The 15,330-nt window shown below is 63.1% G+C and carries 11 protein-coding genes; all 11 read left to right on the forward strand.

The genetic code is table 11. From position 1 onward, the window contains the following. Positions 1-15 precede the first annotated feature (15 nt). The 11 genes from I5S59_RS21575 (at position 16) to I5S59_RS21625 (ending at position 15,051) form a co-directional block, all read left to right on the forward strand. Positions 16-1,017: an acyl-CoA dehydrogenase family protein gene (locus I5S59_RS21575; RefSeq protein WP_197878394.1), complete on the forward strand. Its 1,002-nt coding sequence runs from the start codon at positions 16-18 to the stop codon at positions 1,015-1,017. A 10-nt stretch (positions 1,018-1,027) separates the two neighbouring features. Beyond that, on the forward strand, positions 1,028-1,816 hold the full coding sequence (locus I5S59_RS21580; protein ID WP_197878395.1) for a crotonase/enoyl-CoA hydratase family protein: 789 nt from the start codon (positions 1,028-1,030) through the stop codon (positions 1,814-1,816). 167 nt (positions 1,817-1,983) lie between these two features. Continuing rightward, positions 1,984-3,816, forward strand: a complete 1,833-nt coding sequence (locus I5S59_RS21585; RefSeq protein WP_197878396.1) for a DUF1302 domain-containing protein — start codon at positions 1,984-1,986, stop codon at positions 3,814-3,816. Between the two features lie 44 nt (positions 3,817-3,860). Then, the gene (locus I5S59_RS21590) at positions 3,861-5,228 is read left to right on the forward strand and encodes a DUF1329 domain-containing protein (protein WP_420066464.1); all 1,368 of its coding nucleotides are present in this window, start codon (positions 3,861-3,863) and stop codon (positions 5,226-5,228) included. 131 nt (positions 5,229-5,359) lie between these two features. Then, complete coding sequence (locus I5S59_RS21595; protein WP_197878398.1) at positions 5,360-7,480, forward strand: helix-turn-helix transcriptional regulator; 2,121 nt, start codon at positions 5,360-5,362, stop codon at positions 7,478-7,480. Between the two features lie 134 nt (positions 7,481-7,614). Next, positions 7,615-8,967 (forward strand): coniferyl aldehyde dehydrogenase, encoded by a 1,353-nt coding sequence (locus I5S59_RS21600; protein ID WP_197878399.1) that lies wholly within the window; start codon positions 7,615-7,617, stop codon positions 8,965-8,967. A 29-nt stretch (positions 8,968-8,996) separates the two neighbouring features. Further along, positions 8,997-10,082: a Zn-dependent alcohol dehydrogenase gene (locus I5S59_RS21605; RefSeq protein ID WP_197878400.1), complete on the forward strand. Its 1,086-nt coding sequence runs from the start codon at positions 8,997-8,999 to the stop codon at positions 10,080-10,082. A 65-nt stretch (positions 10,083-10,147) separates the two neighbouring features. After that, a complete protein-coding gene (locus I5S59_RS21610; RefSeq protein ID WP_197878401.1) occupies positions 10,148-11,341 on the forward strand; it encodes an acyl-CoA dehydrogenase family protein in 1,194 nt (397 codons plus the stop codon). Between the two features lie 10 nt (positions 11,342-11,351). Further along, a complete protein-coding gene (locus I5S59_RS21615) occupies positions 11,352-12,494 on the forward strand; it encodes an acyl-CoA dehydrogenase family protein (RefSeq protein WP_197878402.1) in 1,143 nt (380 codons plus the stop codon). Positions 12,495-12,600: 106 nt separating this feature from the next. Then, a complete protein-coding gene (locus I5S59_RS21620; protein ID WP_197878403.1) occupies positions 12,601-13,956 on the forward strand; it encodes a DUF1214 domain-containing protein in 1,356 nt (451 codons plus the stop codon). Positions 13,957-14,013: 57 nt separating this feature from the next. Next, a complete protein-coding gene (locus I5S59_RS21625; protein WP_197878404.1) occupies positions 14,014-15,051 on the forward strand; it encodes a DUF1254 domain-containing protein in 1,038 nt (345 codons plus the stop codon). Positions 15,052-15,330 lie beyond the last annotated feature (279 nt).

Raw genomic sequence — 15,330 nt, forward strand, 5'->3', positions numbered from 1 at the left:
AGAGGAAAGATCGTCATGTTCACTGAAGCGATTGAAAAAATTCTTGCTGATCTATGTACGCCGACACGCGTCCGTGCGGTGGAAAACGGCGACGGCGCAATGGCGCTGTGGCGCGCCCTGGAGGACGGCGGTTTCCTTCAGTTGTTGACGCCGGAGTCGCAAGACGGTGCAGGGTTATCGCTGGCTGCGTTGTTCCCCGTGTTGCTTGCCTTCGGTCGCCACGCATTGCCGGTGCCTGCGGCCCAGAGCATCGCCGCACGGGCGTTGATGCAGGGCTGCGCGCAGCAGCCACCGGCCGGCATGCTGACCCTGGCCGGCAGCAGTCACAGCGATGCCGAGGGTGGCGTGTGCGTGCCGCGATTGGCCTACGGCATGCTCGCCGGGCATGCCTTGGTAAACCGCGGCGGCGACCTGTTGCTGCTCGATTGCAGCCTGGCCCGGCGCGAGCCTGTGGGTGTCCATGCCAGCCAGTGCGCCACGCTGTATTGGCCCAAGGACGCTGTCGGTACGCCGCTGGGCAGCAACGGCGAAGCGGTGCGCCTGTTCGCCGCGGCAATTCACGCAGCGAGCATGGCCGGTGCCATGGAGCGGGTACTGGACATGACGCTCGCCTATTGCAACGACCGGATCCAGTTCGGCAAAGCCATTGGCAAGTTCCAGGCCGTTCAGCATCAGCTCAGCGTGATGGCCGAACAGGTGGCGGCTTCACGCATGGCGGCCGAACTTGCCTTTGCCAGCGATCAAGCGGTTCCGACGCTGATCCCGGCAGCCATTGCCAAGGCGCGCACCCGCATGGCCGTGCCCCAGGTGACTGCCACGGCCCATGCCCTGTTTGGCGCTATCGGCGTGACCGAGGAACTGGACCTGCAGCTGTACACCCGACGCTTGCACGAATGGCGTGTCAGCGAAGGGTCGGAAACCAGGTGGAACGGCCAGGTAGGGCAGGCATTGCTGGCCCAACCAAACGTGACAGCCAGTGAGTTCGTGCGCCAAATCACCGAATCGACCATCGCCTGAGGATGCATCCGTGAGCAATTTTCTGAAGTACGAGCAAGCGGGTCATGTCGTTACCCTGACGATGAATGACCCGGAGCGGCGCAATCCATTGACCGGCAACAGTGCCGTACCCGAGTTTCTAGAGGCCATCGAGCGGATCGAGCGCGACAGCAGCGTTCGCGCGGTAATCATTACCGGTGCCGGCAGTGCGTTTTGCTCAGGCGGCAACGTGCGCGACATGGAGCGCTACGGGCAATTGTCGGGGATGGCGCTGCGTCAGGAGTATCGCACCGGCATCCAGCGCCTGCCGTTGGCGCTGTTCAACCTGGAAGTGCCGGTGATCGCCGCGGTGAATGGCGCAGCCATTGGCGCCGGCCTTGATCTGGCCTGCATGTGCGATATCCGTGTGGCCTCTGAAAACGCCCGTTTTGCCGAAAGCTTCGTCAAGCTGGGGATTATCCCGGGTGACGGCGGCGCATGGCTGTTGCCGCGCATTATCGGTTTGTCCAGGGCCACCGAGTTGACCCTGACCGGGCGGATGATCGATGCCCGCCAGGCTGAGCAATGGAACCTGGTGTCGCGCGTGGTGCCGCCCGAGCAGTTGCTCGACAGCGCTCGCGAGATCGCTGCAGCCATTGCCGAAAACCCGCCCCATGCGGTGCGCCTGGCCAAGCGCCTGTTGCGCGAAGCCTTGCACACCCGGCTCGACACACTGCTGGAAATGTCCGCGACCTTTCAGGTGCTGTCGCACCAGACTGCAGATCACCGCGAGGCGGTGGCAGCGTTCATCGAGAAGCGCCCGGCGACTTTTACCGGTTGAGTGTCACCGCGCGTAACGCCCGCCACGCGCCCGGCGCAGCGGGTTGTTACGCGCCCGAAAAGCAGACGAAAAACACTTCATCCAAATCACCCGTTCGGGTGTGAGGACCTCACCGCAGCCTCGCTAGCATGAGCGCTCACCACGTCATTTTTTACCGGGGAAACCGCATGACAAAAACAACAATGCGCGGCGTCTTTCAGCCCAGCCTGCTGGCCGTAGCCGTGATGGTTGCCTCTTGTGCGAGCCACCAGGCGCACGCAGTCGATTTTGCTATTGGCGAGATTCAGGGGTCGTTCGATTCATCGCTGTCAATCGGGGCCAGCTGGTCGACCGCCGATCCCGACAAACAGTTCATCTCCAACTTCAATTCCCAGGGCGTCAGCGGTGGCGAGTCCGCTTCGCGCACCACCGACGACAACCGCTTGAACTTCAAAAAGGGCGAGACCTTTTCGAAGATCTTCAAAGGTGTGCATGACCTTGAGTTGAAGTACGCCGACAGTGGTGTCTTCGTGCGGGGCAAGTACTGGTACGACTTTGAACTGATGGACGAAAGCCGGCCGTTCTACGACATCGATGATGCGGGGCGTGACCGCGCTGCCAAATCATCCGGGGCGATGTTCCTCGACAGCTTCATCTACCACAACTACACCCTTGGCGATCAGGTTGGTAACGTGCGCCTGGGCAAGCAGGTGGTGAGCTGGGGCGAGAGCACCTTTATCGGTAACTCGATCAACAGCATCAACCCGATTGACGTGGCCGCCTTGCGTCGCCCCGGCGCCGAAGTCAAAGAAGGGCTGATTCCGGTCAACCTGCTCTATGTGTCCCAGGGCCTGGCCGACAACATCACCGCCGAAGCGTTTTACCAGCTGGAGTGGGACAAGTCGGTGGTCGACAACTGCGGCACCTTCTTCGGCAGTGATGGCGTGCCGCAAGGCTGCAACGACCGCCTGGTAGTCGCCGGGCTGGACCTGCCGCCTGGTGTGGCGCGCAACACCGGTGGAGCGGCCGCCGTCGCTGCGGGCACCGACAATGCATACATTCCACGCCTGAAAGACAACGATGCCCGCGACAGCGGCCAGTATGGCGTGGCCCTGCGCTGGTATGTTCCGGAGGCGAACGACACCGAGTTCGGCGCCTATGCGATGAACTATCACAGCCGCAACCCGTACCTGAGCATCAACCAGATGACCAGTGCGGCAGGTGGCGTGACTTCGGCCCGCAGCGTGCGCTACTTCATCGACTACCCGGAAGACATCCGCCTTTACGGCCTGAGCTTCCAGACCAACGTGTCTGGCGTGGCACTGGGCGGCGAAGTCAGTTATCGGCCGAACATGCCCTTGCAACTGAACACCGCAGACCTGCTGTCGGCAGCCACCTTTGGTGCCACCTCGCCACTGATCACCAGCGGCTTTGCCGGCCGCACGCTGGGTGCCGGGGTCAATGGCTACAAGCGCATGCCGGTTACCCAGGCACAGGTGACGGCGACGCAGTTCTTCGACCAGGTGTTGGGCGCCAGTCGTCTGACCCTGGTGGGCGAGGTTGGCTACAACCACATCAATGGCCTGGGCAAGGCCGATGGTTCCGACCTGCGCTTCGGGCGCAGCCCGGCCTTCGGTTCCGGCGAACTGCAGGGCGCAGCCGGGGCAGCAACCTGCCGTGGCACAGCGGCGGGCACGCCAACGGCGAGCAACCCGGCGCAGGAATGCAACGACGACGGCTTCTACACCAGCAACAGCTGGGGCTACCGCCTGCGCGGCAAGCTCGATTACCAGAACGTGGTCGCCGGCATCAACCTGTCGCCCAACCTGGCCTGGTCCCATGACGTTCAAGGCTATGGCCCCAACTTCGATGAAGGCTCCAAGGCAGTCAGCGTCGGCGTCGATGCCGACTACCTGAACACCTACACCGCCAGCCTCAGTTACACCAACTACTTCGATGGCGATTTCAACACCAACGTCGACCGTGACTTCGTTGCGCTGAGCTTCGGCGTGAATTTCTGATGCAACTCTGCCCCCAGAGGTACCTGGAAATGACTCATTTCACTATCAATGCACGTACGATCTTTAGCGCCGGCGTACTGAGCCTGTCGCTGCTGTCCAGCGCTGTCATGGCGGCGGTATCGCCCCAGGAGGCGGCCCAGCTGGGCACCACACTGACGCCGTTGGGGGCCCAGAAAGAGGGCAACGCCAGTGGCAGCATTCCGCCCTGGACCGGGGGCTTGAAACCCGGTGCGGCGCCGCTCGACAACGGCTTTCTCGGGGATCCGTTTGCCGCAGACAAACCGCAAATGATCATCACTGCGGCCAATGCCGAACAGTACAAGGACAACCTGACACCGGGGCAACTGGCAATGTTCAAGCGCTACCCGGACAGCTACAGGATTCCGGTGTACAAAACTCAACGCACCGCAGCCGTGCCACAGAACATCTATGACATCGCGAAAAAAAGTGCGGTAACCACCGAGCTGACGCCGGACGGCAACGGTCTGCTGAACTTCTCGCAAACCCGTTATTACCCGTTCCCGATTCCGAAAAGCGGTGTCGAGGTCTACTGGAACCATACCAACCGTTACCGCGGTGGCAACATGGAACGCCAGGCGGCCCAGGCGGCCCCGCAAACCAACGGTTCGTACTCCATTGTCGAATACGTGGACAAGCTGGCCTTTCCGCAATTGATGGAAGGGGTCGAAGGCGGGCAGGGCGACAACGTCCTGTACTACTACAAGCAGGAAATTACCGCACCGTCGCGCATGGCCGGCAGCGTGATCCTCATTCACGAAACCATCGACCAGGTGAAGGAGCCGCGCCTGGCGTGGGTCTACAACGCCGGCCAACGCCGGGTACGCCGGGCACCGCAGGTGGCCTATGACGGCCCGGGCAGCGGCTCGGACGGCATGCGCACCGCCGACAACACCGACATGATGAACGGCGCACCGGATCGCTATGACTGGAAACTGGTCGGCAAAAAGGAGCTGTACATCCCGTACAACAACTACAAGCTGCAGTCGCCAGCGCTCAAGTACGACCAGATCATCAAACCGGGGCACATCAACCAGGACCTGACCCGCTATGAGCTGCACCGGGTGTGGCACGTCGAGGCGACATTGAAGCCGGGGCAGCGTCATATCTACGCCAAGCGCGACATGTACTTCGACGAAGACACCTGGCAGCTGGCCGAGGTCGACCACTACGACGGCCGTGGCCAGCTGTGGCGGGTGGCGGAAGGTTATGCGATCAACGACTACGAACGCGGCGCGCCCAACTTCGCCATGCTCGGGATCTATGACCTGATGGCCGGTCGTTACAACGTCCTGGCGATGACCAACCAGTCCCGGCATGCCACCACCTACGGCATGAGCGCGAAGATGACCGACTTCACCCCGTCGGCACTGCGCAACGCCGGTATCCGCTGACCGTTGGTCTTACCCACAACGCCCTGTTGGCAGGGCGTCGTGGGTTCAACGGGCGACCACCTGATGTGGGTGGCGCGTAACACACTGGCGAAGCCAATGATGGTCACCTCACCCTATCAGCGAGGTGCGCCATGTTTGTACCACGGCCGCATTTGTGCGACTTACTCAGGCGCGACCAGCGCCGCCTGCAACTGCTCTGTGCGCCTGCAGGTTACGGAAAGACAGTGTTGCTGCGCCGCCATGTGCAGGCGCTGCCATCAACCGCCAGGGTGGTCTGGCTGGGCCTGGAAGGGCAGGCGCCGGGTTTGCCGGGGTTGATCAGGAGGCTGGCCGGTGAGTTGGGGCTGGCTGCTGAGACATCACCTGAAGCCCTGTTGGTGTATCTGGCTTCCACGGGCCGGTCAGTTCAGGCCACAGACGACGATCACATCAGCCTTCGTCTGGTCTTCGACGACCTGCCAGGCGTCATGCCTGCAGACCTCAATCGCTGGTTCGACCAACTCTTGTGCCTGCACAACCCGCACCTGCAGCTATTGGTCAGCTGTCGCCAGCGCCCCGACTGGAACCTGCCGCAGCTGATGCTCACGGGCGAACTGCTGGAGCTGGACGCCCGGCAACTGGCACTGCGCCCTGATGAGTTCGATGCCCTGGTTGCACTGATCGCGCCTGAATCCGACACGGCGTGGCGGGAAAACCTCTGGCACCAGACCGGCGGGTGGTGTGCCGGCGTTCGCTTGCTGCCCGCATCATTACTTGGAGCCTACCTTGAGCGTGAGTTGCTCCAGCGCCTGGGCGATGAACAACGGGAAATGCTTTTCGGTTTGGCCCACTTGTCCAAGGCCAGCGCCGAACTTTGCGAACAACTCTGGGAAGGGCAGCAAGGCGCGCAGGTGTTTGGCGACCTGGTGGCAGCCCAGGCCTTTTTGTTCCCCATCGATAGTCAGCCGGGCTGGTTTCGCTTGTTGCCGGCGGTGGCGCAGGCACTGCAACCGCACCTCAGTGGCGCGCCGTTGCAACGGCTGCGCTTGCGTGCCTGTCAGCGGCTCAATGTACTGGGGCAGGTCGATGATGCCGTCGAGCAGGCACTCAGCGCCGATCGGCCGGAAGTGGCGGCCAGCTACATGGAGCGCTTGTGGCTGAGCTGGATTTTGGCCGAGCGGCACCTGGGCCGGTTCATGGACTGGCGTGAGCGCATCGAGCCGCAGTTGCTGCAGAGCAGCGCGCGGCTGATCTACCTGTGTGCCAAGGCCCTGGTGTTCAGTGGTCGGCTGGACGAAGCCGAGGAATGCCTGCAACGGCTCGGGCAGTTTTTGCCACTGCCCGAGCCGCAGCGCAACCGGCGCCTGCTGGCGAACTGGCAGGCGCTGTATGGCACCCTCCAGGCGATCCGCGGCCACCTTGACCCGGCGCGCAAGCATTGCCTCGAAGCACTGCCGGCACTCACCGCTCAGGACTGGCTGTCGGTGCTGTTGTGCCATTGCACCCTGGCGCGCATCGCCATGCAACGCGGCGAACTGCAGGAGGCCCACCGGCTGCTGGAACAGTCGCTGGAGCTTGCCCGGCGCCAGGGCAGTCGCGACGCCGAGGTGCTGGTGAACACCGACCGGGTGCGTTTGCTGCTGCTTCAGGGCCGGCTGGGTCTGGCACAGGCGGTATTGCGTAACGAGTGTGCGTACCTCAGCGGTGCCAACACCCAACCCAATCCCTTGCTGGGCCGTTTGCTGTTTTTGCACGGCGAACTGTTGCTGCTGCAGGGGCGCGACGATGAGGCCGAGCAGGTCTTGCAGAGCGGCCTGTTGCAGGTGCGCGACGTGTGCGCACCGTTTGTGCTGGCGGCCTACGTGCTGTTGTCCGAGTGTGCTGTACGCAAGGGCGAGGCCGACAAGGCGCAGCTGCTGCTGTACGACGGCGAACGCCGCATGCAGTGGGCAAAAATCGACACTGCCTGCTACCAGGAGCCGATCGCTGCGCAGCAAGCGCGCAACCTGACCCTCGCGCAGGCCAAGGCCGCTGACGCTGCACCACCGGCCCAGGCCGCTGGCGTAGCGGATTACCAGGATGACCTGACCCCTCGGGAAGTGTCGGTGCTCAAGTTGCTGGCAGAGGGCATGTCGGTGCGTGAAGTCGGCCATCGCCTGTTCATTTCGGAGAACACGGTGAAAAGCCATGCCAAGAACATCAACGTCAAGCTCGGTGCGTGTCGCCGTACCCAGGCCATCAACAGCGCCAAAGCCATGGGCATTCTTGCCTGAATCAGCTGCTTGCACCCACCCACCACCTGATCCGGGTGGCGGCGCGACGTCGGGCGATGGTCAACCATGCGGCCATCCCCGACGCACGGTTGCGCACTTGCACTGGCGTCCAGACAACCACAAGAGAGGTAGTGATGAGCGCCATCGAAAGCTGGACCGGCACCGACATCCGCACGATCCTGGACAAACAGCGGGCGGCCTTCCTGGCCAATGAACCCTGGACGGCGGAGCAACGCTGCGAACTGCTCGACCGGGCGATCGGCCTGCTGGTCAACCACGAACAGGCGTTCATCGAGGCGCTGACGGCTGACTTTGGCCATCGCAGCCCGAGTTTCTCGAAGGGCAGCGAAGTGTTGTCGCCGCTGGCCACGCTCAAGCAGACCAAAGCCGAACTGGCCGAATGGATGCGCCCCGAGCAGCGCAAGGCCCGGGGTGGCGAGGCATGGGTTCAGTACCAGCCGCTCGGCGTGGTGGGTATCGTCACGGCCTGGAACGTGCCGGGCTACATGGTTTTCAGTGGCCTCGCCGGCGCCCTGGCGGCGGGTAACCGGGTGATCATCAAGCCCTCGGAGTTTACCCCGCACACCTCTGCACTGATCGCCCGCCTGCTGCGTTCGGTGTATGCCGAGGACGAAGTGGCGGTGGTGCTTGGCGGGGCCGAGGTTGGCCAGGCGTTCTGCGCACAGCCGTTCGACCATTTACTCTTCACCGGAGCCACCAGCATCGGCAAGCACGTGCTGCGTGCCGCGGCTGAGCACCTGGTGCCGGTAACCCTGGAGCTGGGCGGCAAATCACCGACCATCATCTCGCGCAGCGCCGACCTCAAGGAGGCGGTGGCCAGAACCATGGTCGGCAAGTTGCTCAACAGCGGCCAGCTGTGTGTGGCGCCGGACTACGTGTTCGTGCCGCGTGAGTCGCTGGAGACGTTCATCCACATCGCCAGAGCAGTGGTTGCCGGCTTCCTGCCGACGCTCAAGGACAATCCTGAATACACCGCGATCATTAACTCCCGCCATTACCAGCGGTTGCAGGGGTACCTGAGCGAAGCGCGGGCGGCCGGCGTCGAGCTGATCGAACTGAACCCGGCCAATGAAGATTTAACCACCGCGACACACAACAAGATTGTGCCGACCTTGCTGCTCAACCCGGGCGACGACCTGCAGGTGATGCAGGATGAAATCTTCGGTCCGCTGCTGCCGGTCAAACCTTACGACGACATTGCCGAGGTCATCGCCCAGGTCAATGCCCGGCCACGGCCGCTGGCGCTGTATTACTTCGGCCACGATGCCGACGAGCAGGCCCGGGTACTGAGCCGCACCTGCTCTGGCGGCGTGACCCTGAACGGGGTCATGAGCCATGCCAGCAGTGAAGGCCTGCCATTCGGCGGTGTTGGCCAGAGCGGCATGGGTGCCTATCACGGCATCGACGGATTCCGCACCTTCAGCCATGCCAAAGCAGTACTGCGTACTGCGCCAACCCCGGCCTGAGCCCCCATTTCCCAGTCGAGAGAATTGCCATGAAAGCTGCCGTATTCCACCAGGTTGGAGCCCCGCTGGTCATCGAAGAGGTGGGCATCAGCAAACCGGGCCCCCGTGAAGTGCTGATCCGTACCCGAGCGGTGGGCGTCTGCCACTCGGACCTGCACGTCATTGATGGTTCGTTCCCGTACCCCGGCCCGATGGTGCTGGGCCACGAAGCCGCTGGCGTTGTCGAGCAGGTCGGTTCTGAAGTGCGTTCGGTCAAGCCGGGCGATCACGTGGTCACCTGCCTGACCGTGTTCTGCGGCCATTGCGATCATTGCGTGACAGGGCACCTGGCCCGTTGCGTGTCGCCGGAAACCAAGCGTGGCAAGGATGAGGAACCGCGCCTGACCTACGTGCAAAAGCCGATGCCGCAGTTCGTCAACCTGTCGGGGTTTGCCGAGCAGATGCTGGTGCACGAGAACGCCTGCGTCGCCATTCGCCGCGACATGCCGCTGGACCGCGCCGCGCTGCTGGGCTGCGCGGTCACTACAGGTACCGGTGCGGTGTTCAACACCGCCAACGTGCGACCGGGCGAAACCGTCGCGGTGATCGGCTGTGGCGGCATCGGTCTGGCGGCGATCAACGGCGCGGCACTGGCCGGGGCAGGGCGGATCATTGCCATCGACATGCTGGATTCAAAACTGGAGCTGGCCAAACAGTTCGGTGCCACCGACCTGATCAACGGCAAGGACGGTGACGCCGCCAAACAGGTACTGGAGCTGACCCGCGGCGGCGTGCATCACGCCTTCGAGTGCATCGGTCTCAAACAGACCGCCGAACAGGCCTTCGCCATGCTGGCGCGCGGCGGCACCGCAACGGTGATCGGCATGCTCAAGCCCGGTCTGAAAATCGAGCTGGACCCGCTGCAGCTGTTGCACGAGCGGCGCATCCAGGGGTCGTTGATGGGCTCCAACCGCTTCCCGGTCGATATGCCGCGGCTGGTGGATTTCTACCTGAGCGGCAAGCTCAAGCTCGACCAGATGATTTCCCAGCGGATCAAGCTTGAGCAGATCAACGACGCCTTCGATGAACTGCGCCGTGGCGAGCTGGCGCGCTCGGTGATCGTTTTCGACGCCTGACCGCGCCCCGCACGAACCTGCTGCCGGCCTGGGGGCCGGCACGCCCCTGGCTACGGAGTAGATGGATGGACATTGATTTCACCGTGCACGAGCGTGCCTTTCGCGATGAAGTGCGCGCCTACCTGCGTGACCACTTGCCGGATGAGTTTGCCCAGCGCATCGCCCAGGGCAAGCGCCTGAGCAAGGACCATCAAGTGCAGTGGATGCGTACGCTCAACCAGCAAGGCTGGCTTGCACCGGGCTGGCCGGTCGAGTTTGGCGGAACCGGCTGGACGGAGGTGCAAAAGCATATATTTGATGAGGAGTGCTTTGCCGCCGGTGCGCCAAAAGTGGTGTCTTTCGGGTTGAAGATGGTTGCCCCGGTAATCATCAAGTTCGGTACGCCGGAGCAGAAAGCGCGGTTTCTGCCGCGTATCCTCAGTTGCGACGACTGGTGGTGCCAGGGGTATTCCGAGCCGGGCGCAGGCTCGGACCTGTCTTCGCTGAAGACCCGTGCGGTGCGCGAGGGCGACCATTACCGGGTCAACGGTCAGAAAACCTGGACCACCCTGGCGCACTATGCCGACTGGATGTTCTGCCTGGTGCGTACCGACCCCGAAGCTCGCCAGCAACAGGGCATTTCCTTTCTGTTGATCGACATGAAAACGCCGGGTATCACCGTGCGGCCGATCATCACCCTGGATGGCGAGCACGAAGTCAACGAAGTGTTCTTCGACAACGTACGGGTGCCGGTCGCCAACCTGGTCGGCCAGGAAAACCAGGGCTGGACCTGCGCCAAATACCTGCTCACCCACGAGCGCACCAGCATCGGCGGCATTGCCCAGAACAAGGCATTGCTCGGCCGACTCAAGCGCATTGCCAGCCAGGAGTTGCGCAACGGCGTGCCGTTGATCGAAGAGCCGATGTTCCGCGCGCAGATCGCCGAAGTCGAAATGCAGTTGATGGCTGCCGAAATGAGCAGCCTGCGCACCCTGGCGGCGGTCAGTGGTGGCGGTGTGCCGGGGGCGGAAAGCTCATTCCTGAAGATCAGGGGCACCGAGATTCGCCAGGCGATCACCTACCTGATCAGCAAAGCCGTAGGGCCTTACGCCATGCCGTTCATTGAAGATGAGCTGGGCTATGGCGAAGAGCCGCTGCTGTACACCGACTACAGCAGCGCGGCCACCTACCAGTACCTGGATGCGCGCAAGGCCTCGATTTACGGCGGTGCGAACGAAATCCAGAAGAACATCATCGCCAAAATGATTCTCGAACTCTGAGGAGCCAACCATGGACTTCAAACTGAACGACGAGCAGTTGATGATGCAAGACACCGTGGCGCGGCTGGTGCGTGACACTTACGGCTTTGAGCAACGCGAGCACTTTCGGCAAAGCGAGCACGGCTTCAGTACCGCGTTCATGCAGCAGATGGCCGACCTGGGCCTGTGCGCCGTACCCTTTGCCGAGGCCTACGGGGGCTTTGGCGGCAGTGGCGTGGAAACCATGCTGATCATGACCGAGCTGGGCCGAGGCCTGTGCCTGGAGCCCTTCCTGCATTCGGTGATCTTTGCCGGTGGACTGGTCTCCCAGTTGGGCACCGAGGCGCAGAAAGCCGCGCTGCTGCCGCAACTGGCCACTGGCACCTTGCAGATGGCGGTTGCCGTCGATGAGCCGCACAGTCATTACCAGTTGCATGATGTACAGACTGTTGCGCAACCGGTGGCCGGTGGCTGGACACTCAACGGTCGCAAGTCGGTAGTGGTTGCAGGTCAGAGCGCCGGGCTGATCCTGGTGTCGGCCCGCACCGGTCAGGGTGTTCGGGACGAGCAGGGGATCAGCCTGTTTCTACTCGACCCTCAGGCACGCGGCGTTCGCCGGCGTGCGTTCGCAACCGTGGACGGGCGCATGGCGTGTGAGGTGTACCTGGAGGATGTATTCGTCGACAGCAGCGCGATTCTCGGAGAGGTCGGGCACGCGCTGCCAGCCTTGCGTTACCAGCAAGGCCGCTGTATCGCCGCACAATGTGCCGAGGCAGTCGGCAGCATGGAGGCGGCCTGCCGGTTGACCCATGACTACCTGAAAACCCGCCAGCAGTTCGGTCAGCCGATCGGCAAGTTCCAGGCCTTGCAGCACCGCATGGTCGACATGCGCATCGAACTCGACCAGGCCACCTCCATGACCTTGCTCGCCGCCTGCGTGGCCGATCAGCAGGACAGCGACCCGCGCAGCCGGGTACTGGCGGCGGCGAAGTTCATCGTCAGTCGCGCCAGCCGCTTCGTTGCCGACCAGGGCATTCAGTTGCACGGCGGCATCGGCCTGACGTGGGAGTACGTGTTGTCGCACCATGCCAAGCATCTGCTGATGGTCGCGCGGCAGTTTGGCGATGACGATCATCATCTGCAGGCGTACGCGAAGCTGTTGCAGGTGGCCTGAGCTGCACAAATTCTCCAACCCCACTCCCCAGGAGCGGTGCAGATCCCCCTCGACTGGTGCATAAGCTGCCAGTGCTTCAACGAGTGGATCCCCAAGGAGAATAACAATGTATCGCTCATCACCTTTTGCGTTTGCCAGAAGTGCACTCGCCGCTGCCTGCCTGGCGGCGACGCTGCAGCCGGCACTGGTTCAAGCCGCGCAAACACCCCCGGCCGCCTCGGTACAGGCGTTCTCGGACCAGGACGTCAGCGACGCTTACACCTATCTGCTCGGGCGCCTGCTGGTGCTGCGCCAGCAGCAACTGGATTTCCAGGCCGGGATGCAGTGGAACCGGCTGGTACACCGCAAACCGGGGGACGTCGAATGGCCCAACCCTAACCTGGATGTAGCTTATTCCGAGGCCTGGCTGGCGCTGGACGCCCACAGTTGCACTCTGGTCGGGGTGCCGAAGATCGTCGATCGCTACTACACGGTGCAGTTCCTCAACGGCTGGGGGGAAACCCTGGCCAACATCAACGAGCGCAGCCAGCCTGAGCACCCTTATGGCGACTATGCCGTGTGCTTGAAGGGGGCCAAGGTCGCGCTGCCAGCCGGGGTCAAGCGCATCGACCTGCCAGTGCGCACGGCGCGCCTACTGTCGCGGGTTGAGCTGGGCGCGGACTGGAAGCAGGCCGAGCAGTTGCAGCAGCAGTTCAGCCTGCGTGCCAGCGGCACGCCCGTCACCGAAGCGATCCCTCAAACGCCGATGTTTGCCCTTAACAAACTGCCGGGCGTCGAAGCGTTCGACAGTGCCGCAGTTGCCCTGCAGGAGCCCGACCTCAACCCGGGTATGCAGGCGCTGCAGGCCAAGGTACGCGCCATTGCGGCGCAGATCGGTGATCCGGCGGCCCGTGATGCCATCGACCGGCAGATCAGGACACACGCTTTTCCCGCCCTGGCCAAAGCGTCGCTGACCATCGGCCCGGGTACTCTGCGCAACGGCTGGGTGCGTCCGGCGGTATCCGGGGCCTACGGGAAGGATTACCTCACGCGCACCCTGGTCGACTACGGCGGCATCTGGGCCAATACCCAGGCGGAAGTTCACTATTTCCGCGGCGGTGCGCTGGATAACGGCGAACTGCTCGACGGTGGCAACAATTACTCGTTGACGTTCCCGGCCGACCAGCTGCCGTCGAAATTTGCCCGCTATTTCTGGTCGATTACCGCCACCGACGCCAAGCAGTTTCGCGTGTTGCCCAATGCCCAGGGGCGCGTTTTGCTCAATAACCAGTCCAGGCTGAACTACAACGCCGACGGTTCGCTGACCCTCTACTTCGGGCCGAAAGCGCCGGAGCAGGGCGCCGAGGCCAACTGGTTGCCTACGGTGGCCGGGCAGCCGTTCAAGCTGACGTTCCGTTACTACGGTGCCAAGGGCCTGGTAGCCGATGGCAACTACTTCCCGCCGGCGTTGGTTAAACGCTGAGTTCAATCCGGGCCGCGGGCAGGCGCCCCGGTCCTTTCACTTGCATGGATAATAACAATGACTGCATTGAAACCCCTGGCAGCCGCCATCGCTTTGTACGCGGCATGCCTGCCGGTCGCCCACGCCCAGGCCACAGCCGAAACACCTGTGGCGGTGACCGTTGATAATTTCATTCGCGCCGAAACCGATCGTTATTTCGGCCTGACCGTCCAGCGTGGCGGCTTCGGTACGTTCTCCCACTGGCGCGACCTGATCCCGGTAGACCGCCCGACCGTGATCCGTCCCAACCGGGACACCCTGTATTCCACGGCAATATTCGACATGAACGCCGGCCCCGTCAGCGTGACCCTGCCGGATGCCGGCGAACGTTTCATGTCGCTGGTGATGATCGATGAAGACCACCAGGTCATTGGCGTGCACTATGGCGCCGGTGAGTACCGCCTGAGCCCGGCGGATGTGTCTACCCGTTATGTGATGTTCGGTGTCCGCACGCTGATCAACCCCGCCGACCCGCAAGACCTCAAGAAGATCGCGGCACTGCAGGATGCCATCGTCGTCAGGCAGGAAAGCGGCCCGGGGCAGTTTCAGGTACCGACGTGGGATGAAGCCAGCCGTGCGCAGATCAGGCAGACGTTGTTTGCCCTGGGCTCGACCCTGAGCGATTCGCGGGGGATGTTCGGCAAGCGCGGTGAGGTCGACCCGGTACGCCACCTGATTGGCAGTGCCATGGCCTGGGGCGGCAATCCGGAGAAGGACGCCTATTACCAGGTGGTGACCCCGGCGCACAACGATGGCGCCACGGCGTACCGGCTGGATGTGCCTCCCGTGCCGGCCGGTGCATTCTGGTCGGTCAGCGTGTATGACGCGCAAGGGCATTTCCGCAAGAACCCGCAAGAGGCGTATGCGTTGAACAACCTCAATGCGCAAAAGGGCGATGACGGCAGCGTTTCGGTGCGCTTTGGCGGGTGCACGGCCACGGTCGCCAACTGCCTGCCGATCATGCCGGGCTGGAACTACATGGTGCGCTTCTATCAGCCGGCCAAGGCCGTGCTGGATGGAACCTGGAAGCTGCCTGACGCACAGCCGGCTCCATAAACACTGTAGGAGTTGGCGAAGCCGGCGATGGGCGGCGCAGCAGCCCCGATGCCTTTATTGGCTGCCAGTGTTTGCGACCGCTGTGCGGTCGATCGCAGGCTTCGCCAGCGCCTACGGGTCTGCGGTGTTCTGAAGTGCGATAGGCAAAAAAAAGCGGCGGGGAATTGACCCCCGCGTTTTTTTTTTGGGGTGGGGCGCCGCGCACCCCCGCGGTTCGCCGGGGGGGCGGGGGGGTGTGCTTGAAGCGCGGGTGGGTGGCCTAGAAGGGGGCGGGGTTGG

Origin of the sequence: Pseudomonas alkylphenolica (assembly GCF_016009175.1) — a bacterium.
Taxonomy (GTDB): Bacteria; Pseudomonadota; Gammaproteobacteria; order Pseudomonadales; family Pseudomonadaceae; genus Aquipseudomonas; species Aquipseudomonas alkylphenolica_B.

What these genes read in the sequence shown, in the direction of transcription:
- I5S59_RS21585 (WP_197878396.1), top strand. Translation starts at nt 1,984, where the DNA reads ATGACAAAAACAACAATGCGCGGCGTCTTTCAGCCCAGCCTGCTGGCC.
- I5S59_RS21620 (WP_197878403.1), top strand. Translation starts at nt 12,601, where the DNA reads ATGTATCGCTCATCACCTTTTGCGTTTGCCAGAAGTGCACTCGCCGCT.
- I5S59_RS21595 (WP_197878398.1), top strand. Translation starts at nt 5,360, where the DNA reads ATGTTTGTACCACGGCCGCATTTGTGCGACTTACTCAGGCGCGACCAG.
- I5S59_RS21575 (WP_197878394.1), top strand. Translation starts at nt 16, where the DNA reads ATGTTCACTGAAGCGATTGAAAAAATTCTTGCTGATCTATGTACGCCG.
- I5S59_RS21600 (WP_197878399.1), top strand. Translation starts at nt 7,615, where the DNA reads ATGAGCGCCATCGAAAGCTGGACCGGCACCGACATCCGCACGATCCTG.
- I5S59_RS21625 (WP_197878404.1), top strand. Translation starts at nt 14,014, where the DNA reads ATGACTGCATTGAAACCCCTGGCAGCCGCCATCGCTTTGTACGCGGCA.
- I5S59_RS21610 (WP_197878401.1), top strand. Translation starts at nt 10,148, where the DNA reads ATGGACATTGATTTCACCGTGCACGAGCGTGCCTTTCGCGATGAAGTG.
- I5S59_RS21605 (WP_197878400.1), top strand. Translation starts at nt 8,997, where the DNA reads ATGAAAGCTGCCGTATTCCACCAGGTTGGAGCCCCGCTGGTCATCGAA.
- I5S59_RS21615 (WP_197878402.1), top strand. Translation starts at nt 11,352, where the DNA reads ATGGACTTCAAACTGAACGACGAGCAGTTGATGATGCAAGACACCGTG.